The 20,857-nt window shown below is 58.3% G+C and carries 19 protein-coding genes, 1 pseudogene and 1 CRISPR repeat array; of the genes and pseudogenes, 4 read left to right on the top strand and 16 right to left on the bottom strand.

Features of this window, described 5'->3' with window-relative positions; translation table 11 throughout:
- Window positions 1-546 (top strand): zinc ribbon domain-containing protein (locus ACVWXZ_RS02905; RefSeq protein WP_457482121.1); only part of this gene is annotated, 546 nt, incomplete at its 5' end.
- 35 nt (window positions 547-581) lie between these two features.
- On the top strand, window positions 582-1,433 hold the full coding sequence (locus ACVWXZ_RS02900; protein ID WP_414332345.1) for a hypothetical protein: 852 nt from the start codon (window positions 582-584) through the stop codon (window positions 1,431-1,433).
- On the opposite strand, the gene ACVWXZ_RS02895 is transcribed toward ACVWXZ_RS02900, so the two are convergent.
- The 16 genes and pseudogenes from ACVWXZ_RS02895 to gcvP form a co-directional block, all read right to left on the bottom strand.
- A complete protein-coding gene (locus tag ACVWXZ_RS02895) occupies window positions 1,402-2,238 on the bottom strand; it encodes a metal ABC transporter permease (RefSeq protein ID WP_011431818.1) in 837 nt (278 codons plus the stop codon). The genes ACVWXZ_RS02900 and ACVWXZ_RS02895 overlap by 32 nt on opposite strands.
- Before the next feature lie 10 nt (window positions 2,239-2,248).
- A complete protein-coding gene (locus ACVWXZ_RS02890) occupies window positions 2,249-3,049 on the bottom strand; it encodes a metal ABC transporter ATP-binding protein (protein ID WP_457482120.1) in 801 nt (266 codons plus the stop codon).
- A complete protein-coding gene (locus tag ACVWXZ_RS02885) occupies window positions 3,046-4,149 on the bottom strand; it encodes a metal ABC transporter solute-binding protein, Zn/Mn family (RefSeq protein WP_457482119.1) in 1,104 nt (367 codons plus the stop codon). The genes ACVWXZ_RS02890 and ACVWXZ_RS02885 overlap by 4 nt, the downstream gene beginning before the upstream one ends.
- A 13-nt stretch (window positions 4,150-4,162) precedes the next feature.
- On the bottom strand, window positions 4,163-4,606 hold the full coding sequence (locus tag ACVWXZ_RS02880) for a SufE family protein (RefSeq protein ID WP_457482118.1): 444 nt from the start codon (window positions 4,604-4,606) through the stop codon (window positions 4,163-4,165).
- A gap of 238 nt (window positions 4,607-4,844) precedes the next feature.
- On the bottom strand, window positions 4,845-5,501 hold the full coding sequence (locus ACVWXZ_RS02875) for a GntR family transcriptional regulator (protein ID WP_168173332.1): 657 nt from the start codon (window positions 5,499-5,501) through the stop codon (window positions 4,845-4,847).
- A 535-nt stretch (window positions 5,502-6,036) separates the two neighbouring features.
- Window positions 6,037-7,131, bottom strand: a complete 1,095-nt coding sequence (locus tag ACVWXZ_RS02870; RefSeq protein ID WP_099812788.1) for an ABC transporter ATP-binding protein — start codon at window positions 7,129-7,131, stop codon at window positions 6,037-6,039.
- Complete coding sequence (locus ACVWXZ_RS02865; RefSeq protein ID WP_099812787.1) at window positions 7,128-7,937, bottom strand: ABC transporter permease; 810 nt, start codon at window positions 7,935-7,937, stop codon at window positions 7,128-7,130. Before ACVWXZ_RS02865 ends, ACVWXZ_RS02870 begins: the two co-directional genes overlap by 4 nt.
- Window positions 7,934-8,716: an ABC transporter permease gene (locus ACVWXZ_RS02860; RefSeq protein ID WP_457482117.1), complete on the bottom strand. Its 783-nt coding sequence runs from the start codon at window positions 8,714-8,716 to the stop codon at window positions 7,934-7,936. Before ACVWXZ_RS02860 ends, ACVWXZ_RS02865 begins: the two co-directional genes overlap by 4 nt.
- A 110-nt stretch (window positions 8,717-8,826) precedes the next feature.
- Window positions 8,827-9,882 (bottom strand): extracellular solute-binding protein, encoded by a 1,056-nt coding sequence (locus ACVWXZ_RS02855; RefSeq protein ID WP_099812785.1) that lies wholly within the window; start codon window positions 9,880-9,882, stop codon window positions 8,827-8,829.
- 305 nt (window positions 9,883-10,187) lie between these two features.
- Window positions 10,188-11,327, bottom strand: coding sequence for a cyclopropane fatty acyl phospholipid synthase (gene cfa, locus ACVWXZ_RS02850; protein WP_457482126.1), 1,140 nt, complete (start codon window positions 11,325-11,327; stop codon window positions 10,188-10,190).
- Between the two features lie 73 nt (window positions 11,328-11,400).
- Window positions 11,401-13,149: a CRISPR direct-repeat array (repeat unit 36 nt; unit sequence GTTTCCAATTTCTAGGGATCCCCCCGAAGGGGGAAC).
- A gap of 275 nt (window positions 13,150-13,424) precedes the next feature.
- Entirely contained in the window at window positions 13,425-13,958 is a 534-nt protein-coding gene (locus ACVWXZ_RS02845; RefSeq protein ID WP_457402756.1) for a hypothetical protein, read from the bottom strand.
- A 274-nt stretch (window positions 13,959-14,232) separates the two neighbouring features.
- A pseudogene (locus ACVWXZ_RS02840) lies at window positions 14,233-14,496 on the bottom strand (AarF/ABC1/UbiB kinase family protein); the annotation flags it as partial.
- A gap of 45 nt (window positions 14,497-14,541) precedes the next feature.
- Entirely contained in the window at window positions 14,542-15,123 is a 582-nt protein-coding gene (locus tag ACVWXZ_RS02835; RefSeq protein WP_011431812.1) for a peroxiredoxin family protein, read from the bottom strand.
- Between the two features lie 37 nt (window positions 15,124-15,160).
- Window positions 15,161-15,598 (bottom strand): SRPBCC family protein, encoded by a 438-nt coding sequence (locus ACVWXZ_RS02830; protein ID WP_457402760.1) that lies wholly within the window; start codon window positions 15,596-15,598, stop codon window positions 15,161-15,163.
- A 2-nt stretch (window positions 15,599-15,600) separates the two neighbouring features.
- Window positions 15,601-16,215 carry a hypothetical protein gene (locus ACVWXZ_RS02825; protein ID WP_457482116.1) on the bottom strand — a complete coding sequence of 205 codons (615 nt, stop codon included), beginning with the start codon at window positions 16,213-16,215 and terminating at the stop codon, window positions 15,601-15,603.
- Window positions 16,216-16,318: 103 nt separating this feature from the next.
- A complete protein-coding gene (gene gcvP / locus ACVWXZ_RS02820; protein ID WP_457402762.1) occupies window positions 16,319-19,285 on the bottom strand; it encodes an aminomethyl-transferring glycine dehydrogenase in 2,967 nt (988 codons plus the stop codon).
- A gap of 193 nt (window positions 19,286-19,478) precedes the next feature.
- Here gcvP and psbU point away from each other — a divergent pair, with 193 nt between their 5' ends.
- Window positions 19,479-19,847 carry a photosystem II complex extrinsic protein PsbU gene (gene psbU / locus ACVWXZ_RS02815; protein WP_041436072.1) on the top strand — a complete coding sequence of 123 codons (369 nt, stop codon included), beginning with the start codon at window positions 19,479-19,481 and terminating at the stop codon, window positions 19,845-19,847.
- A gap of 51 nt (window positions 19,848-19,898) precedes the next feature.
- Window positions 19,899-20,792 (top strand): DUF4351 domain-containing protein, encoded by an 894-nt coding sequence (locus ACVWXZ_RS02810; RefSeq protein WP_011431807.1) that lies wholly within the window; start codon window positions 19,899-19,901, stop codon window positions 20,790-20,792.
- Window positions 20,793-20,857: the final 65 nt, after the last annotated feature.

The following is a 20,857-nucleotide window of genomic DNA, read 5'->3' as shown; positions in this document are numbered from 1 at the left end:
AACGTCCGCGCCAAGTCAGCGTTAAACAAAGCCATTCTCGACCAGGGGTGGTATGAGTTCCGCTGCATGCTGGAGTACAAGCTGGCCTGGAAAGGTGGCAGGCTCATTGTCGTGCCGCCGCAGAACCCGAGCCGCACCTGTCCATGTTGCGGCCATGTTTCATCAGACAACCGCCAGACCCAAGCCTGGTTCGAGTGCGTGGCGTGCGGCTATGAGAATAACGCCTTTCGCGGCAGCGGGCCGGAGGCCTTTCGCGGCAGCGGGCCGGAGGCCTTTCTGGTCGGTGCCATCAACATCCTTGCTCGCGGGATACAGCTGTTGCGAGACGAAGGGCAGGACACGACCGAGGCTGCGGTCGGGATGCGGGTGGGTGAACCACCCGTGTCAGCCCGGATGGCCTGTGGATCGAACTGCACGGGCGGTCGGAAGCAGGAACCCGCCGAGACGACTGCGCAAGGAGCCATCCATGCGCAGCGTGGTAGGAATCTCCGGCCTAAAGGCCGGGGAGGATGTCAAACGAACGACACTTGCTTTCTGAGCCACTAACCTTGTAGAAAGACAAGGGCGAAAGGGCGGCTTTGATGCGGCGGCGCATTCTACAGCTTTGCATCCTCGGCTGGACGATGCTCCTCGTCCTGGCAGTGGGGGGCAGGGGATCCCTGCTGGTTCCCCACTTTTTTGGCATTGAAGCCCTGCAAGCCCAGGCTCAAACTCAAGCCGGAGAACTGCCGCAGCCGATGCGGCTCAAACTCCCCCCCGGCCTGGATCGCTACGCCTACGACAAGGCGGTGGGAGACTACTTTGAGGAAATCGAGCCGCTTTTGCCAGGTGGAGCCTATGCCCAGTGGGCCTTCTATCCCGTCCCTATCTACATCCAAGGGGATCACCCCCAGTGGAAGGCCTCCGTGGAGCAAGCGGTGAAGGAGTGGTCGGCCTACATCCCGCTCAAGGTGGTGGCCAAAGAGGAGGAGGCTTTCTACGGGATGAGCATTTACCGCGTTCCTCCTATTGGCGGCGGGGTGGCTGGGGCGGCCCGCCCGGAGTTTTTCTTCGCCTCCGATGGCTCTTTGCAGCAGCGGGTGCGCATCGTCATTGCAGAAGGACAGGGGTTGGCCGAAATAACGGCGGTGGCCCGACACGAGATCGGGCATGGGCTGGGGCTGTGGGGCCATAGCCCGAACCTGCGGGATCTGATGTATGGCGGACACCATGCGGCGGCTACCGGCAATCGGCGGGTGTTGCGGGTGCCCAACATTACCAAGCGGGATCTCAACACCCTCAAGCGCGTCTACGAGCAGCCCACCCTCAGCGGGCAGGTCTTTCCAGAGAGCTATCGCCGCCTGTTTGGCCAGCTTCTGCAGGAAAAGCCGCTGCCCGAGAGAGCTCTTGGATTGCCGCTAGCTAGAGCTGCAGGAGTTGCGACACCCCCTTGAGCGCCATAGCTAGGAGAAAAAAGAGCAACTGGGTGGCAACAATGCTGGGGCCGGAGGGCAGGTTGAAGGTTGCCGAGGCGATCATCCCCAGCACCGCGCTCAGTCCCCCAATACCTATGGCCAGCAGCACATAGGTTGTAAAGCGGGATCCCAACATCCGTGCTGTCGAGGCTGGGATGACCACAAAAGCGCTCACCAGCAACACCCCCACCGAGCGAATCGCCAGGGCCACCACCACAGCCAGCAACACCACAAAGGCCAGCTTCTGCCAGCCCACCTGAACCCCCCGCGCCCGCGCCAGCGGCTCATCCAGGGTCAGCAACATTTGGGAGGGCAAAGTCAATCCCACATAGGCCGAGCTGATCAGCAAGAGGATCCCGCTCGTCCACAGGGCTGCCGGGCTGATCCCCAAAATCTCCCCAAACAACAACTGGTTGAGGTTGCCCCGATAGCCGGGCAGCAAGCTGAGGGCGATAACGGCCAGCGCCAAAGAGGAAGAGTAGATGATGTTCAGCACCGCATCCGCCGACAGTTGAGTGCGCTCCAAGACAAAGGTGACGCCCAAAGCAAATCCCACCCCAAACACCATCAACACCACGGTGGGATTCAGCCCCAGCAGCACTCCCAAAACAATCCCCAGCAGAGCCGAATGCCCCAGGGCATCGCTAAAAAACGACAGTTGCCGCAGAATAACAAAACTGCCCAGCAGCCCACCTGTCATGCCGGTGAGGATCCCACCCAGCATGGCCCGCTGCATAAAGGGCAACTGCAACAGCTCCACTACCCGCACCCAGCCCTCCAACATCGCCTTCCCCTCAGTGACGGTGGATGTAGCGGACAAAATGGTGCTCCGCACCGCTGTCGCGAACAGGCCCATAAACCCGGCTCAGCACTTCTGGTGCCAAAGCCACCTGGGGGGATCCCTGGCAGATGAGGGATTGGTTGAGGCACAGCACGCGGTCGCAATAGCAAGACACCATTTCCAGATCATGGGAGATCTGCAAAATGGTCCAGCCCAGGGATTGGCGCAGCTCTTCCAGGAGCCGGTAAAACTCCCCCTCGCTGAGCGTATCTAAGCCTGCCGGTGCCTCGTCGAGGATAAGCAGCCGCCGCGGCCAAGCCAAGCAATAGGCCAACAGCACCCGTTTCAGCTCCCCGCCGCTGAGCTGGCCCAGAGCCTTGGAGGACAGGTGGGATGCGCCGGCTCGTTCCAGCGCCTCTTGCACCGCCTGCTGCCGAGCAGAGCGCTGCTGCCAGGGCCAGCGGGGTTGCAACGCCCCCCAACCCAAAGCCACAAACTCCTCCACCACCATGGGGATCCCAGGATTGAACTGAAAACGTTGGGGCACGTAAGCCACCTGCTGCCGCACCGAGGGGGGCAAGTAACCGGACAGGCACACCGGCTCTCCCAGAATCCAAACCGAGCCGCACTGCCGCGGCAGGATCCCCAAGATGGCCTGCACCAAGGTACTTTTGCCAGCGCCATTGGGGCCGACAATGGCCGTATGGGATCCCGCCCTCAGCTCAAACGACACATTTTGCACCGCCAACTGGGATCCCCGATAGACCGTCAGCCCCTCGACGCGCAGGACAACCTCGCCGGAGCAGGAGATCATCGCCCCCTCGCCAGAAGGTGTTCGAGAGCAGCTTGGCCCAGCAGCGGCAATTGCAGGGGCAGGAAGGCCGTCTCCTTCTCAAAGGCGGAGACCAGGTTCTCCACGTTTTGCCGCAGGATGGTCAGGTAATATTCCGGCTCGATCCCCTCAGGGCCAGCGGTTTCGATGGGATCGAAAACGCGAACTTGGATCCCTAGGTCTCTGGCCAAAACCTCAAAGGGGTTGTTACTCCCCAGCTGCGGTTCCACCAGGATCGTCTTCAGGCCGGATGCCCGCACCGTCTCCATCACCCGCCGCACATCTTCGGGGGAGGGGCTGGCTTCAGGGATCTCCACCAAAAACTCAGCCTTGAGGTTGTAGCGCTCGGCAAAGTAGGGGGCAAAGTTGTGGAAAACTACAAACTTTCTGCCGGCAAAGGGAGCCAAGCGCTGCTCGATCTCCTCATCCAAAGCCTTGAGCTTCTCGATAAAAGCAGCCGCATTGGCCTGGTAGATCTCTGCCCCCGCCGGATCTACAGAGATGAGGCCATCACGAATATTTTCCACCTGCTGAATGGCCCGCCTGGGATCCAGCCAAATGTGTGGGTTGAACTTGCCGTGGCTGTGCCCATGAGAGTGTCCATGACCGTGCCCGTGAGAATGGCCATGAGAATGTCCGTGACTGTGGCCGTGCCCATGCTCTGGCTCCTCAGCCCGCAAAGTTGGGATCCCTTCGCTGCTGTCAACGATTTGCAATTGGGGGTTCCCAGCGCTGGCGATCAACCCTTCCAAAAACGTTTCCATACCCAACCCGTTGATCACCAGCACATCCGCCTGAGCCAGCAAACGAACCTCCTCAGGTCGAGCCTGAAAGTCGTGGGGCCCCATCTGAGGGGGAAGGAGTGGCGTGACTTCTGCCCGATCCCCGGCCACAGCACGGGTAAATTGCGTTATCGGCAAAATCGTGGTCACCACCTTTGGGGGGCTGGATCCCTGCTGGGCCCGGGACTCTTCTTGGCGCATCTGCAGGCTTCCCAGGATCCCGACCGAGAGGGCGGCCAGCAGCGAGACCAGCGATCGCACCGGTCGAGCCGAACGGATAGAGTTAGCTTGATCAGTCATGAGCCTGAATACCTCACAAGACAACAGAGACAGCAGAGCTGGAAGCAACTGACTTCCCAAAAGCCAAGGCCCTCTGCCGCAGCATCGAAAACATGCTCACCAGACCGTTGCTCCTGGAAGGGCTAAGGCTGAAGTTCAGGCCCATTTCCTCAACAAAGCGGAGAGAAACTCCCAGAATCTCCTCCGGCGAGAGGCCACTCAATCCCTCTACCAAAACCGCAACCAAACCCTTCACCAACTGGGCGTCGGCATCCCCTTGGATGTAGAGCTTGCCATCCCGGAAATCAGTGGCCAGCCACACCCGCGACGCACAACCCCTAACCAGGTTCTCCTCCCTTCTCTCCGCTTCGGGCAAAGGGGGCAGCCGTTTGGCATAAGCCAACAGAAGCTCGTACTTCTGCTTAGAAGTTTTGGCTTTTTGGAAGCGCTCAATAATTTGCCGCAGAGCTTTGGGCATCCGCCAGCTCGTCTGATGAGAATGATAATCAGATCCATAATAACACCCTTCCCAGGGGAGTCAGTTGCTCAGCCGGGATCCGGAAGATTCCAAGCATGCGGCAGGGGATCCCTACTGGGCTGAGAGGGATGGCTGCTGCAGAAGGATTGGATCACTGGACGTTGTGGAAGTGGATCCCGTGCTGGATCGGCGCAATTGGCTTTTGCGCTGACAGCTCCGCCGTCGGCCAAGCCATTCTCTAGTCACCGGCTGCTTTATCCAGCGGTCTCTGCAGCGCTTGACTGGCGCGCACGACTGGGCCGGCGTTGGCCAGCGTCCAGCGCAGTGCCTCTTGGTTGATCCGCTCGGCAGCAGCTCCGTCGTGGATGGCAATTGCTTCTAGCAGCTTGCGATGAAAGTCAAGCGACTCCTGCATCTTGCCTTCAACGTTATAGGCCAGCCTTAGATACCGCTCGGCGTGCTCGCGCAGATTCCTGATCCGCTGGATCAGCTGTTCCCGACCCGTGATGGCGTAACACCTGAGACGAAAGTGCCACTCCTCGCGCAGATAGGTCCATAGATCCGTGCCATCGGCCAGCGTTGTAATGGCAGCTAAGAGTTTTCGCAATTCGGCCACGTCCGACGGAGTAGCTTGCTCGGCAGCCAGTCGTGCAGCCAACCCTTCCAGCCCAATGCGCATCGCATAGAGTTCTTCAAATTCCTCCCAACTGAGCGGCACCACCCGCACCCCATAGTTGGTAACAAACTCAACCAGGTGTTCCTGGCTCAGCATGCGCAGGGCCTCGCGAATAGGTGTGCGGCTGACGCCGAAAAGAGAGGCCAACTGCTCTTGGCGCAGCCACTCGCCCGGTTGCAGCTTGCTGTTCAGGATCATCTCCCGTAGCTTTGTGTACACCAATTGCTGCGGCGTTTGGCCAGACTTAGCAGGTCGGAGTTTGAGCTTTCCTTGCGCGAGCAGGTCGGCTGATTTTGCCCAGCGTCTGCCAGGTCGAGATTTGGCTGGGGTTCCGTCGTTCGCTGTAGCCATCCGTGCTCCTGCTGGTTTGCCCATAGTAAGTGCGTGGGCTTGCTGCTACGAAGTGCTTGAGCAGCAAGAGATAGCTAGCCTTCTGAGAACCTGTAGGTCAGCGTCTGTTGAAGTCGTGATTGTATAGGTACCCTTTGCCCCCGACAAGACACTGACAAGGTAGGAGATCAAGGTAGGAGAGGCTGCAAAGTTACTCACCGTCCGGCAGGGCTCCCTTGGCAGTATCAACCTGCTTCAACTCTGGAAAGCATACGGCAAAAGGAGGCGCGAGTTGAAGTTGGAGAACTGCCTTCACAGACAAGCCGACAACAGCAGATAGCTGATTATCCCAGGTGTTCAGGGTAAACCAATCCTTCGGTGTCTTCGCAGGCCAGCTCGATAACTCAGTTGTCTCCGGCAGAAGTTATCCGCTTTGACTGGGATCCCTAGCTTGGTTGCAGTAGGGACACTGGCCAACGGTAGAAAGGATGTGGCCCGGCTTGGCGCGAACAGGATATCTCTGCCCTGGGATAACCGGTCGGTTGTGCAGAAGCGTGACTCTACCTGCGCCTATCAGTTCTCCAGTGATCCTAAAGGCATCGCCTGCAAACTCAACGGTCATGGGGATGAACTGCCCTGCTTCCGTCGATGGGCTAACCTCGGGCAGAAGCTCCAGATCGCCGCTGCGAACTGCCACTTGTACCACTTGGTCGTCACAATGCAAAGGAACGTCGGCTTCTAGTCCGGGTGCGAGACGCACGCGGCCTGGGCCGATGCGCCGAGCTGTAAGCACAGTTGCGCCGCCAAAGAACTGGGCAACAAACGAGTTGGCTGGTGACTGCCAGATCTGCTGCGGTGTCCCGAATTGTTCTACTTGACCAGCCTGCAGCACAGCTACTCGGTCGGCAATGGCCAGGGCTTCCTCCTGATCGTGGGTGACGAAGAGGGTTGTCACGCCACTGGCGCGCAGCAGAACTTGCAAGTCAGCCCGGATAGCTGCCCGCAGTTGGGGATCCAGGGCAGCCAGAGGCTCGTCCAGCAATAGCACGCGCGGCGACACAGCTAGGGCCCGGGCAATAGCCACGCGCTGGCGCTGACCTCCAGAGAGTTGGGTAACTGGTCGGTCGGCCAGCTCAGCGATGCGGCAAAGTTCCAGCATCTCGCTGATGCGCCGGCTCATTGCTTCTTTTGCCACCCGGCGCATGCGCAGTCCGAAAGCCACGTTATCCCGAACATTTAGATGCTCAAACAGGGCATAACTCTGGGGAACCCAACCCACAAGTCGCTTCTCCGGTGCTAACGTACTTGTGTTGATCCCATCGAGCAAAAGACGGCCCTGGGTAGGGATCAGCAAACCGGCTACCAAGCGCAGCAGAGTGCTCTTGCCACAGCCACTGGGGCCGACCAACACCACGATCTCCCCAGGTTGCACCTCCAGGCAAATGTCCTGAACCACCCAACGTCCAGGGGTGTAGGCATAGAAGATGTGATCGAATACCACAGAGGCTGGGCTGGTCATGCTTGTCCTATCTTGCTACCGCCTAGCCACTCAATGGCGATGGCAGCAGGCACGACGAAGAAGAGAAAAATGGCTGTAATCGCCGCCGCCACTTCCACCCGGTTGGTGATGTATGCCGAGTACAACTCGATGGGCAGCGTTTTGTTCAGAGGGGTGAACAAGAAGAACGAGACATTGAACTCCCCCATGGACAGCGTGAACACCAAAATCAAAGCAGCCAGCAACGCGCTGCGGATCGAGGGGAGCGTCACATACCACAGCCGCTGCATGGCCGATGCGCCCAAGGTGCAGGCCACAGCTTCGCGCTCGATCAATGCCGCTTGGGCCAGCGCCGGCACCAAGGTTGCCACCAGAAACGGTAGGGTGTAGATCACTTGACCGAGCAGAAGCAGTAGCCCGCTGGCTCGAGCTGCTGGGTAAGCCAAGATTAAAGCCAAGGCAATGGCAATGCCGGGGATGGCCAGCGGCAGATTGATCAAGGCCATCAGCGCCTGCCGGCCAATGAAGTTATGCCGCGCAATAAGCCATGCGGCGGGTAAACCAACAGCCAGGTCAATTGCTAGCACCGTGCAGGCTAGGCGCAGGCTAAAGAGGGCGTAGGGTCGCACAGTTTCCCATCCCTGCCACAGCCAGTTGGTGGTGACCCCGCCAGCCCAAAAACCAAGCGGCCAGTTAACAGTGGTCGCCACAACAATCAGCAAGGGCACTGGTGCCAGGCACAGGATCACTGCAGCCAAGGTGAACCCCTGCCCAATCGCTGTGACGGGATCCGCTGCGTGCTGGCGCTTGCAAGCTAGTGGCTTCACTTCACCAGCTCCCTCTGCAACATATCTGGCGGGCGATGAGGCTGTAGGCCACGTTCAGCAACCTGACCCAGACCCAGTAGAATGGCCGTAGTCAGCAGAGTGAGAGCAATGCTCAGGCTGGCCGCGCGTTCTGGTTGAAAGCTTTCTGTGAATGACGAAGCGATCTCAAGGGGTAGCACGCGAAAGCCACGGCTTAGGGTGGCTGCCGTGCCAAAAGCCCCGAGGGCTGTTGCCAGACTGACGCTGGCAGCGCTGAGCAAAGCCGGGAGAAGCGTTGGTAGCAGCACGTTGAGGTAAACCTGCAAAGGGGTGGCACCTAGCGTGCGGCTGACATCGATCACGTCCTGCGATAGCGCTGAGACTGCACCACGCAACACCAACACAACACGTGGGATTTGAAAATACAAATAGCCCAGCAACATCCCCCCAAAGGTATAAGCAAAGCTTAGCTGGCGTTCACCTGTCAGCAGCAGAAAAAGCTGCGGCACAACGCCGGTTGTTCCGAAGAACAAGATGACGAAGAAGCCTATGACAATTCCAGGCAGGCTAAGCGGTATGGTCAAGGCTATTGCCAGCGCATTTCGGTAAGGGCTGTCGAATCGCTCGACGTAGATGGCCACTGGAAAACACAAGATCAGCGCCAGCAGCGTAGAGGCGACAGCAATCAACACGCTATTGAGCAGAGCGCGGCGATAAGCCAGTGAAGTGACAACTGCCGCGTAGTTCTGCAGCGTTAGGCGACCGCTGCTCCCGTCCAGCAGACTCTGGCGAAGCAACACAACTAGAGGTACCAGCAGCCCCAGGGCGAACAGTAGAACAACGGGTGCCGCGAGCAATACTTGTCTTGTTGCCCGCGACCCCCCGAGAGAGCAAAAGTTTGTGCTCAAGATCACCGGATTACCTCGGCCTTCCAACGCTCATTGAATCGCTCTTGCACAGCGCGCATTTGCCCGTAGTCCGGCACAGCTACTTTTTCGTAGGCGCTGGCCGGGAGCATCTTGGCAGCAATTCCGGGATCCACAGTTACTTGCCGCACGGGCCGCAGATAGCTCTTGGCAAACAACACCTGACCCTCGTTCGACAGCGTGAAGTCTATCAACCTCTTGCCACCCTCAGAATTGGGTGCGCCCTTGACCAAGCCAATCACATAGGGAATAGCGATTGAGCCCTCGCAGGGGATCACGACTTCAACCGGGGCATTCTCGTTGTTCTTGAGCTGATATCCGTTGAAGTCAGCATCGATCAGGATAGGAATCTCTCCCTGCTGAACCAGGGCAGTGGCTGTCTGGGCTGGGAGCTGCAAGTCGTTGGCCTTAAGCTGAGCCAAGTATCGAATGCCGGGATCCCAGTTCTCCAGCGTACCGCCTAGCGCCAGGTTAGCAGCTGTAGCTACCGAGTACCCAATTGCTGCTTGGGTGGGATCCAGAAAACCCACCTTGCCCTTGTATTCATTCTTGGTCAGGTCAGCCCAGCACTGAGGGACAGGCGCGTTGCCCAGTACCTTGGTGTTGACCAAGAAGGCTACTGCTCCTTGATGAATCGTCATCCAGCGGCCCTCGGGATCTTTCAGCCCCTCTGGGATCTCATCAAACCCAGCTGGCTTGTAGGGCTCCAGCAAACCTGCCTCAGCGGCCTGAATGCCGAAGACAATTCCGAAGTAGGCAGTATCCGCTTGTGGGGCAGCGGCTTCAGCTTTGAGGGCAGCCAGTGTCTGGCCCGAATTCTTGGGATCCGAGGGGGCTTGCAGGCCAGTTTTGGCAGTGAAGGACTTGAGCACCTCGCCCCAGTTCGCCCATTTCTCCGGACTGTTGTAGGCCACCACCAAGGCAGCACGCCCGCCAGCCGGAACCCCTGTTGCTGGAGGAGCCGAGGTTGCCACTGCCCATGCTGTCAACAAAGCGGCGACCGGGAGACTAATTAGGGGAAGCTCAGCCAGCTTTTTCATCTTGACACCCTCCTTGCGCCAATAAGTGTATGCGCTTATTAGCAGGCTACACGACTGAATTTAAGCTGACGTTAAGAGCTGGCTCCCTCTTGGGGTTTGCAGAGATCCTTGAGCTCGTGGATTGAAACAGGATTTGACAAGGGATCCCTACCGGGCCGGCGGTTTCTCTGTGGCGGCCTGTTCTGGACAGAGTTCGTTGTTCTTCGTGGGGGAAGCCTATTCTGCGTGACAGGGATCCGGCTCGATCTGTGAACCCCTTGTGCAGTTGGGAAAAGCCGTGTGGGTAGGGCTATTCCGACTTCTCGCTACCGCACCGAGCGATAGCCGCCGCTCACCCCACGAGGTGAGAGGATCAGTTGCCAGAGCTGGCTGGCCCGTGCCTTGAAGCTGCCGGCACTCATCAGGAGATAGAGCCGCCACATGCGGCGAAAGCGCTCATCGTAGCGGTCGGCTAATTTTGGCCATGCCTGCTCGAAATTGGCGTGCCAGGCTTTTAAGGTGGCCACGTAATTGATCCCAAAATTGTGCCAGTCTTCCAGCACAAATAAGCCCTCAAAGGCTGCAGTAATCAGATGAGGCGAGGGCAGCATCGAGTTGGGGAAAATGTAGCGCTCAATCCAGGGATCCCGCCCCTGGTAGGCCACGTTGCTGCCGATGGTGTGCAGAAGAAACAAGCCATTGTCGTTCAACAAGCGGCGGGCTACCTGCATAAACGTTCGGTAGTTTCGGTAGCCAACATGTTCAAACATGCCGACAGAAAGGATGCGATCAAACTTTCCCTGGGTCTGGCGATAGTCTTCTAACCGAATCTCGACCGGCAGGCCGCGGCAGCGTTCGCTGGCCAGTTTGGCTTGCTCTTTGGAAACAGTAATCCCCACAACCTGCACCCCGTAGCGTTCGGCCAGGTACTGGGCTGTGCCGCCCCAGCCACAGCCGATGTCGAGCACCCGCATGCCGGGTTGGAGTTCCAGCTTGCGGGCAATGAGGTCAAGCTTAGCTTCTTGGGCTTCATCCAGAGTTTGCGCGCCCCCATCCCAATAGGCACAGCTGTAGATCATGCGGCGATCCAGCATGGCCTCATAGAGATCGTTGCCAATGTCGTAGTGGCGCTGGCCAATGACGAATGCCCCCTTGCCCCGCTGGCGGTTGATGAGGCGACTGTCCAGCCCAAGTAGGGGCTGAATTAGCCAACCCACCTGCTGCGGTGCCTGGGCAGTTAGGAGACGACAAACTAACTCATCAATGGCCTCGCAATCCCACCAGCCCTCCATGTAGGCCTCGCCAAAGCCCAGGGATCCATAGAGCAGGCAGCGCAGGTAGAGCCGCTCGTCGTGAACTTGAATATCCCAGGGCTGTGAGCCATTGAGGGTTATACCGGCAGCATCCAGAACTCGAAGCGCATACTGACGCGCCAGCCAGCGCAAGCTGTTGAGTCCTTTCCCCATCCCTAGGGATCCCTCACTGCAGGGAAACTGACTCAACAAATACACCCCAAGGTGGCAAGGGATCCAACAAGTTGTTTCCAATTTCTAGGGATCCCCCCGAAGGGGGAACAAGGTTCGCAAGAACGCTGCCGCAAAGGCCAAGAAGCTTAACAGTTTCCAATTTCTAGGGATCCCCCCGAAGGGGGAACGTGTGGGTAACAAGAGAAATAGGAGCGGGTTCGTATTGGCGTTTCCAATTTCTAGGGATCCCCCCGAAGGGGGAACTTCTATGGCTATCATGCTTGTACCCAATGGTCGTAAATACATCGTTTCCAATTTCTAGGGATCCCCCCGAAGGGGGAACGATTATTTCCTGGGTGCTGGGGGTTAACTAGATTTTACACGGGTTTCCAATTTCTAGGGATCCCCCCGAAGGGGGAACCATACAGGGAACGTTTCGGTGGACACCCCGGGAACGTTTGTTTCCAATTTCTAGGGATCCCCCCGAAGGGGGAACAGTCTGCTCAACGCAGTGGGAACTCCGCTTCAACAAATGTTTCCAATTTCTAGGGATCCCCCCGAAGGGGGAACAGAGAATGAGATGGCCTTCCCACGGGGGGCAGGGAAGGGCGGGTTTCCAATTTCTAGGGATCCCCCCGAAGGGGGAACCTACACACACATATGCAGGGTGTAGGTTGTATGCAAGCGTTTCCAATTTCTAGGGATCCCCCCGAAGGGGGAACAACCACTGATCATCAAACAGATCGGTGGTCGTTCAATGTAGTTTCCAATTTCTAGGGATCCCCCCGAAGGGGGAACTTGAAGGCTCTTGGTCTAGTCTAACCCACTAACCTCGTTTCCAATTTCTAGGGATCCCCCCGAAGGGGGAACCCTTGCGGAGGCCAGGTGATGCTGCGGTGCGCGTTCGAAGTTTCCAATTTCTAGGAATCCCCCCGAAGGGGGAACGATCTACTGGGGCAAGGGGCACTGGGTGATCAACTGGTGTTTCCAATTTCTAGGGATCCCCCCGAAGGGGGAACTTCAATTATTTCTATCTTCGATTACGAAGATACAACGCATGTTTCCAATTTCTAGGGATCCCCCCGAAGGGGGAACTACCTTCCGGGATGTAGATGAGTATCTGCTTTACTGGTTTCCAATTTCTAGGGATCCCCCCGAAGGGGGAACATTTGATAAGCATAGTAGCGAATCAACATAGAATCCTGTTTCCAATTTCTAGGGATCCCCCCGAAGGGGGAACTTCGAATTTCGGAGAGTATTTAGCAAGTTGCACTTTAAAGTTTCCAATTTCTAGGGATCCCCCCGAAGGGGGAACAACAACATTTAAATCGGGAACATCAATACCGAGACGGTTTCCAATTTCTAGGGATCCCCCCGAAGGGGGAACCTGGAAGAGGTTGACTAGCCGTTGTCCATACTTGTAATAGTTTCCAATTTCTAGGGATCCCCCCGAAGGGGGAACCCCAAGTTGGGGTCACACTGGGCAACGCTCCTGAAAGTTTCCAATTTCTAGGGATCCCCCCGAAGGGGGAACATGCGCCATTCTCGACTATCTACGAGGGATTCCAAGTGTTTCCAATTTCTAGGGATCCCCCCGAAGGGGGAACTCGTGACTTTCTTCCAACACCACCCAACCATTGCGGTTTCCAATTTCTAGGGATCCCCCCGAAGGGGGAACGGAATTCAAGTTGTGGTGATCATCCAGTTCATTACTGTTTCCAATTTCTAGGGATCCCCCCGAAGGGGGAACAATTAGGAGAAAGAACACCCAGGAAAATCCTGGGTGGTTTCCAATTTCTAGGGATCCCCCCGAAGGGGGAACTCCACCCCTATTAAACCCAAGCAGGGCAAGGAATGCAAGGCCCATTTGCGAGGGATCCGGAAAAAAGTCGGCAAAAAGAGTTTTGGCGAGGGGGTTTTGGGGCCGGAAAGCCTTGTGGCGCAAGGCGTCGAGGGATCGAACGAAAGAATCGGCCTTTGCGGCTTTTGGCGGATCGCTCGCGGAGGCGTTGATACCGTTTTGGTGTTCTTTTGGAAACATCGAGATCCAGACAAGGGCAGTAGGGCCCTGAGTCCACTGATGAGCCAACAGCCAATCTAGCCGCGCAGGCGACCGGAGCGCAGGATGCTGATGACAAGCCACAGCCCCAACAGGCTGGCCGCCCCGAACAGGAGTTCGCTCAGCCCAAAGACCTGAAACCGCTGCGTCTGAGCCGAGATGATGGCGGCCCCGACGATTAGAGAGCCGACCACAATGCTGTAGGAGAGGCGGTTGGCCGACTGATCCAGGCTGCTGCGGATCCCGTCCAGCTCTTGGATGGTCAAGTTCCAGCGCTGGGTTTCCGACGTGATGCGGCTGAGCAGCAGCTCCATCTGGCGCGGCGATTGCAGAGAGAGATTTTTCAAATCCAAAGCCGTGCGCAGCAGCGAAGGCAGAGGGGCCTCCCCCAGCAATTGCGCCCGAAACACATCCGCCATCAGGGGGCGAAGCTGCTCCGGCAGGTTGTAGTCGGGGGTGAGCTGGCGGGCGATCCCTTCCAAATTGGCCAGCGCCTTGGCACAGAGGCCCAAATTGCCGGGAATGCGGATCTGGTTGCGCCGGGCCGCCTGCAGGATCTCAGAAAAGAGCATGACTCTAGTCAATAATAAGCTCAACTATACTGAAAATAATGTATAATATGCTCAGTACGGATTACTACCAGTTGATCTTTCTGTTTACTTTCGAGTCTGCCAACATGGTAGCCAAAGCAAAGCAGAAAATTGGTAGTAAGACGACACGGAAACTGCGCTTTGGGTATTCTACTCAAAGCTTTGCGGGATACCGCCATTCTGGTTGGAAACAAACAGAATGCTATCGCTGCATAGTTGAACAGTGATGTTCAGCAATGTTCAGCGTAAATGTATCAGGTACGTCGGCCTGCAAAGTGCTGAGGGCCTCGATGTACTCTCGCGGCAACAGGTCCGGACGGGTGCTCAGCAGTTGGCCCAGCTTGACATAGACCGGCCCCAGATCCACCAAAATGTTGCGCAGCACCATTGGGGGGGGCAGTTGGGGTTCCCCAGCCTTGCCAAAAGAGAGCAAGCGGCGCATGTAGTCCCAACCGTGGCGCAAAACCACCTCCAGGATCTCGGCCTGACGCGCCCCACTCTGGGCCAGACGGGCAAACATCGCAGTCTCTCTCCCTGGAAGTCCAATGGCAGAGAAGCCCGATCCCTAGAAAAAGGGGATAGGGGCCACCCTACGGGTTCCATCCCAGCCGGTTTGCAGCCCCTCCCGCAACACCCGCAGCACCTCATCGGTATCGGCATTGGGCTGGGCAAAGGAGAAAACATGCTTGAAGCGCAGTTTGCCCTCCCGATCCACAACGAACTGGGCCGGCAGGGGTGCTCCCAAAGCTTGGCCAACCCCATAGAGGCGGAAGGTTTTGCACTCGGGATCCACCAGCAGCGGGTAAGGCAGCTGCAGGTCTGCTTGAATCTGCTGGCTTTGAACCGGATCGGTGCTGGTGACCATCAGCAGCTCGGCCCCCAAGGCTTGGATCTCGCCGTAGCGGGCTTTCAGCTCTTGGATGTGGGGGTAGCAAAAAGGGCAAAAAAGCTTTTCGGTGAAGATACGAGTAAAAGCCAGAACCACCGGCTTTTGGCCGCGGTAGTCCGATAGCCGCACGGGATCCCCTTGCACGCGCGGCAGCTCAAAATCGGGGGCAATCTGGCCGATTTCCAGAGAAGTGTTGGCTGGTTGGGGGATGAAGTTGTCGGCAAAGCGACGGTTAAACAGTCCGCTGTTGCTGGTCATTGCAGTTTTTTACGTTTCTTTACTACTTGCCACCAGCCTAACCCAAAGCCTCGGCCACCGCCTTCAGCCGTCGGAGCTGGGCCCGCATATCCTGCTGGGTCGGCCCTGCTGCCAACAGGTAAAACCCTGCCGCCACCCAGGGACTGGGGATGCGGAAGTTGAAGCAATTGACTAGAAGGGTACCCCCCGGCTGGGGATGGCACTCCCAGCGGTCGGTTCCTTCAAAAAACCCCTCAAACTGCCACTGCACCAAGCCTTCTGCCCGCTCTGTAATCACGCAATCCAAGCTGGGGGATACAAACGGCAAGCGAAGGAAAAAGCGGTAGCGGCTGCCCAATTCCGCCAGAGGGGATCCCACCGCCTCGCAGCCCAACAGCGGGTTGAGCCAGCGCTTCATCAACTCCAGGTCGGTGAGGCAGCGATCCACCTGGGCCACGCTGGCCGCAATCGGAATCGACTGGGTATAGATGGGCATCCTCAGGGGGAAGTTGGGGGAGCGAGCTTGGCCGCAGAGAGGTCTTCTGCCGTGGCAGAGGGGGATACGGTGCTCAGCAAAATCAAGATATCGCGATATTCCACCTGATCCGGCCCGCGACGAGGGGATCCCACTTGCACCACCGCCTGTTGGAGAGGCTTTTTGGGGTGGGGGGGAGACTCGAACACCAAGGTGCGGATCCCGTTGGCCTGCTCGATGTCCGAGAGGATGTCCCAGCCCCGGCCCCACAGGGTGCGGCGGTAGTAGGCGGCAATCGCCTCCAGAGGCTGAGAGGTCTGCAAGATCAGGGAAGCAAGGCCCCCCTCTCGATCCCGAATCTGTCCCGAAGAGATGATGGAAGCGTTGGGCAACTGCAAGTGAGGGGGAAACTGAGGGGGAAGGGCGCGGGTATCCCCCAGGGAAGCCTCAAAATGCGTGCCATCTTTGCCGATGTGACGCCGCACGGGATCCTGATCCACTTCTTGAGCAACCGGATCAGGCATCTTGCGGCAGGCCACGAGGGATCCCGCCAACAGCCCCAGGGTTAGCCGAGTAAGAATAGGCAAAGAACCTGGCCCCACTGACGTGAACCGCTCAAGACGGGGATTTTTTCTCATCCGTTTTTCTCATCCGTTGGCCAGGGATCCCTGACTGGTTATAGTGGATCCCGCCTTTGGATACAACCAATCTTCCTTTCTGGGCCAAGTTCCAGAGCAGCCATCATTCGTCGAGCCAGGGCTGACAACTGCACACCAGGTGGCGATCCCCGTAGGCGTTGTCGATGCGGCTGACGCTGGGCCAGAACTTGTGGGCCTTGACCCAAGGGAGCGGGTAGGCGGCCAGCGAGCGAGGATAGGGGCGATCCCAGTGGTCGGCAGCCACCACCTCGGCGGTGTGGGGGGCCAGCTTGAGGGGATTGCGCACCGGATCCATCTCGCCTCGCTCAATGGCGGCAATCTCCTGGCGGATGGCAATCATCGCCTCGCAGAAGCGATCTAGCTCCTCCAGAGATTCGCTCTCGGTGGGCTCCACCATCATTGTCCCCGGCACCGGCCAGGAGATGGTGGGGGCGTGGAAGCCATAGTCCATCAGGCGCTTGGCCACATCTTCCACCTCGATGCCGGCGCTTTTTTTCAGGGGGCGCAAATCCAAAATACACTCGTGGGCCACCCACCCCCCCGGCCCCTTGTAGAGCACTGGGTAGTAGGGATCCAACCGCTTGGCGATGTAGTTGGCGTTGAGGATGGCCACTTGGCTGGCCAGGGTGAGGCCGGCGGATCCCATAAGGCGAATGTAGGCCCAGGAGATGGGCAAAATGCTGGCACTGCCCCACGGGGCAGCGCTGACGGGGCCGTTACAGCCGAGCAAAACAGGATGGCCAGGCAAATAGGGCACAAGGTGGCGGGCCACGGCAATGGGCCCTACCCCCGGCCCACCTCCCCCATGGGGAATGCAGAAGGTCTTGTGCAGGTTGAGGTGGCAGACATCGGCCCCCAGCTCGGCAGGACGGCAGAGGCCCACCTGAGCGTTGAGGTTGGCCCCATCCATGTACACCTGTCCCCCCGCCTCGTGGATTATCTGGCAAATCTCGCGGATCCCTTCCTCAAACACACCGTGGGTAGAAGGGTAGGTGATCATCAAGGCGGCCAGCCGCTCCCCGTGCTGCTCCACCTTGGCCCGCAGATCCTCAATGTCGATATTGCCGGCTTCATCACAAGCTACGCTCACCACCTGCATCCCCGCCATCACGGCGCTGGCCGGGTTGGTTCCGTGGGCCGAGGTGGGGATCAAGCACACCTGCCGCCGGCTTTCCCCTCTGGCTTGGTGGTAGCGGCGGATAGCCAACAGGCCGGCATATTCCCCCTGAGATCCGGCATTGGGCTGCAGAGAAACTCCGGCAAAACCGGTGATCTCCGCCAGCATCTTTTCCAACTGGGCAAAAAGGGCTTGATAGCCACGGGCCTGCTCTAGGGGCACAAAAGGATGGAGCTGGGCAAACTCCGGCCAGGTGACCGGCATCATCTCCACCGTGGCATTCAGCTTCATGGTGCAAGAGCCCAAGGGGATCATGGAATGGGTGAGAGCCAGATCCCGGCTTTGCAGGCGGTGGATATAGCGCAGCAGCTCAGTTTCCGAGTGGTAACGGTTAAAGACCGGATGGGTGAGGTAGGGGGTGGTGCGCAGGAGCTGGGGCGGCAGGCTCTGGCCCAAGTCCAGCTCTGGGCTGTCGGGATCCCAAGCTGGCGGTAAGGACTCCGCTCCGCTGCGGGGAAGGGTTCCGGCAAAGATCTCCCACAGATCCCGCAGATCCTGAGTGGTGGTGGCCTCATCCAAGCTGATCCCCAGCGTCCGGTCATCGATCTGGCGGAGGTTGATCTGTCGCTGGGCAGCGCCGGCCTGGATCGCCTGCACCTGCTCTGGAGAAGCTACCTTGACCCAGAAGGTATCGAAGAAATGCTCGGGCCCCACCTCATAACCCAACTGGCAGATCCCAGTGGCCAAGTGATGGGCCTGGCGGTGGATGCGCTCGGCTATGTGTCGCAAGCCGCGGGGGCCGTGGTAGACGGCATACATAGAAGCCATCACCGCCAAAAGCACCTGGGCAGTGCAGATGTTGCTGGTGGCCTTGTCCCGCCGTATGTGCTGCTCGCGGGTCTGCAACGCCAAGCGCAGGGCTGGCTTGCCTTGAGCATCCTGAGAAATCCCCACCAGCCGTCCTGGCAGCAGCCGCTTGTGGGCCTCGCGGGTGGCGAAGTAAGCCGCATGGGGGCCGCCATAGCCCAAAGGCACGCCGAAGCGCTGGGTGGATCCCACCACGATGTCCGCTCCCCACTCTCCCGGCGGTTGCAATAGGGTCAAGCTGAGCAGGTCGGCAGCCACCGCCACCACCATCCCCTTTTGGTGAGCCTGCTCCACCAACTGCCGGTAGTCCCGGATTTCCCCATAGGTGCTGGGATACTGCAGGAGTAATCCAAAGCCCTTTTCCAGGGAGAGTTCTGTTGGATCGGCTATGCGCACCTGGATTCCCAATGGTTCCGCCCGCGTCTGCACCACTGCAATCGTCTGGGGATGACAGCCCCGATCCACCCAGAAAACTGGGGATCCCTTGCCCGCCAAGGTGTAGGCAAGAGCCATGGCTTCTGCGGCTGCCGTGGCTTCGTCCAGCAGGGAAGCATTGGCGATCTCCATCCCCGTCAGGTCGATCACCATCGTCTGGAAGTTGAGCAGGGCTTCCAACCGTCCCTGGGCAATCTCAGCTTGGTAGGGGGTGTAGGGGGTGTACCAGGCAGGGTTTTCCAGGATGTTGCGCTGAATCACCGGTGGCGTCAGGGTGTTGGAATAGCCCATGCCCAAAAAGGAGCGCCACACCTGGTTCTGGGCCGCCATTGCCTGCAGTTCCGCCAACACCTGCTGCTCAGGGCAAGGGGATCCCAATTGCAAAGGCCGGCTGCTGCGAATGGCCGGCGGCACCGCTTTTTCCACCAGCTCCCGCAGCGAACTCAGCCCTAACACTTGCAACATCTGCCCGATTTGCCGGGCATCCGGCCCAATGTGCCGCCTGAGAAAGAGTTCGGTCTGCTCCAGCAACTCCAGCTCCGGAGAAGGGGTGGGTTCTGGGATCCCTGGAGATGGATCCCGGCTGGGGGGGTCAAGTCGAGTCGAGTGGAGAAGGGCCAAGTCGGACATGGTGCGATAGCCGAGAAAGGGAGAGCAAGAAAGACTGTCTCCTGATCATAGTTGTTAAAAATTGTTTCTGTCGGGATCCAAATCCTGTCTTGGCCTTCGATTCGGGGTGGAGGGGATGAGACACTAGATGGTCGGAGAATGTTAGCAACCTATACAGATGAGCCTTTTGGATTCTGCTTGGAGAAGTGATGCTATGCGCTGGCTGCTGTCCATCTTGGTTCGTGTGGTGTTAGTGCTCTGTCTGTGCTTCGCTCCTTTGGGGATCCCTGTTGTGGCCAGGGCCGCAGAGCTTCCCCCGGTAAAGCACTTGGACACTCCGATTGACGTGAACAACACCATCTTGCGCAACTACCGCCAACTGCCCGGCTTCTATCCCACCCTAGCTCGCATCCTGGTGAAAAATGCCCCCTACAAGAGCCTGGAAGACATGTTGCAGATCTCAGGCCTGACAGAGCAGCAAAAGGCCCTGATCAAAGCCAACGCCGAGAACTTCGTGTTTGGCGAGTATCAGGAAGGGGCTAACCAACTGGAAAACCGCATCAACCAAGGGTACTACGGCTGATCTCGGCAGAGGGGCCATCGGGAGAATCGGCTTTTGTAGGAAAGGGATCCTGTGGCCTACGATAACGTCTGCAAGTACTTGGTGGAATGGTTCCCCGAGTCCTTTGCCCGGTGGCTGCTGGGATCCCCTGTTTCCTTGGCTCAGCTACAGCCGACGGAGCTGTCCACCGAGCCCATCCGAGCGGACTCTCTTATCCTGCTGCGGGCCCAAAACCTGATTTTGCATCTGGAGTTTCAAACCGATCCGGATCCCGACATTCCCTTGCGCATGGCCGACTACTGCCTGCGCCTGTTCCGTCGCTATCCCGACCAGGAGGTGCGGCAGATTGTCATCTACCTAAGAAAAACCCAGTCAGAACGGGTGTACCAGACTTCTTTTCAACGGGGATCCCTGTCCCATCGCTTTGAGGTCTTGCGCCTGTGGGAACAAGATCCGGAGGTGCTATCTCAATATCCAGGACTCCTGCCTTTAGCCGTGTTGGCAGATCCGGAAAACCCGGAGCCGCGACTCCGCCAAGTGGCCAGAGCAATAGCAGAGATAGAGGATCCAAAACTACGGCAAGAGGTGAAAGCGGCCACTGCTGTTTTGGCAGGATTAACATGGACGCCAGAGGAAATTAGCAGGGTACTGGGAGGTCTGGCTGTGCGGGAATCGACCATCTATCAGATGTGGCGGGCAGAAGCCCTCAAAGAAGGGCGAGAGGAGGGCCTGAAACAAGGCCTAGAGCAAGGTCTGCAACAAGGTCTGCAGCAAGGTCTGCAGCAAGAAGCAGCTCGACTGACTCTGAGTCAACTGCGGCGCAAGCTGGGATCTTTGCCGGAAGACCTGTCTGAAACCATCCGCCTCTTACCTACCGAGCAACTGGAGGCTTTGGCGGAAGCGCTGTTGGACTTCCAAACCCTGGCCGATTTGATCCAATGGCTCAGGGAGTCATCATCCAACTAGGGTTTGCCGTCGCGGCCTTTTCCAACCTCACAGGACTCTGTGGGTGAGTTAGGATCCCTGTTACT

It is taken from the genome of Thermostichus sp. MS-CIW-38 (genome assembly GCF_054058415.1).
Note: the sequence above shows the minus strand (reverse complement) of the source record. Positions and strands in the feature narration are given on the sequence as shown.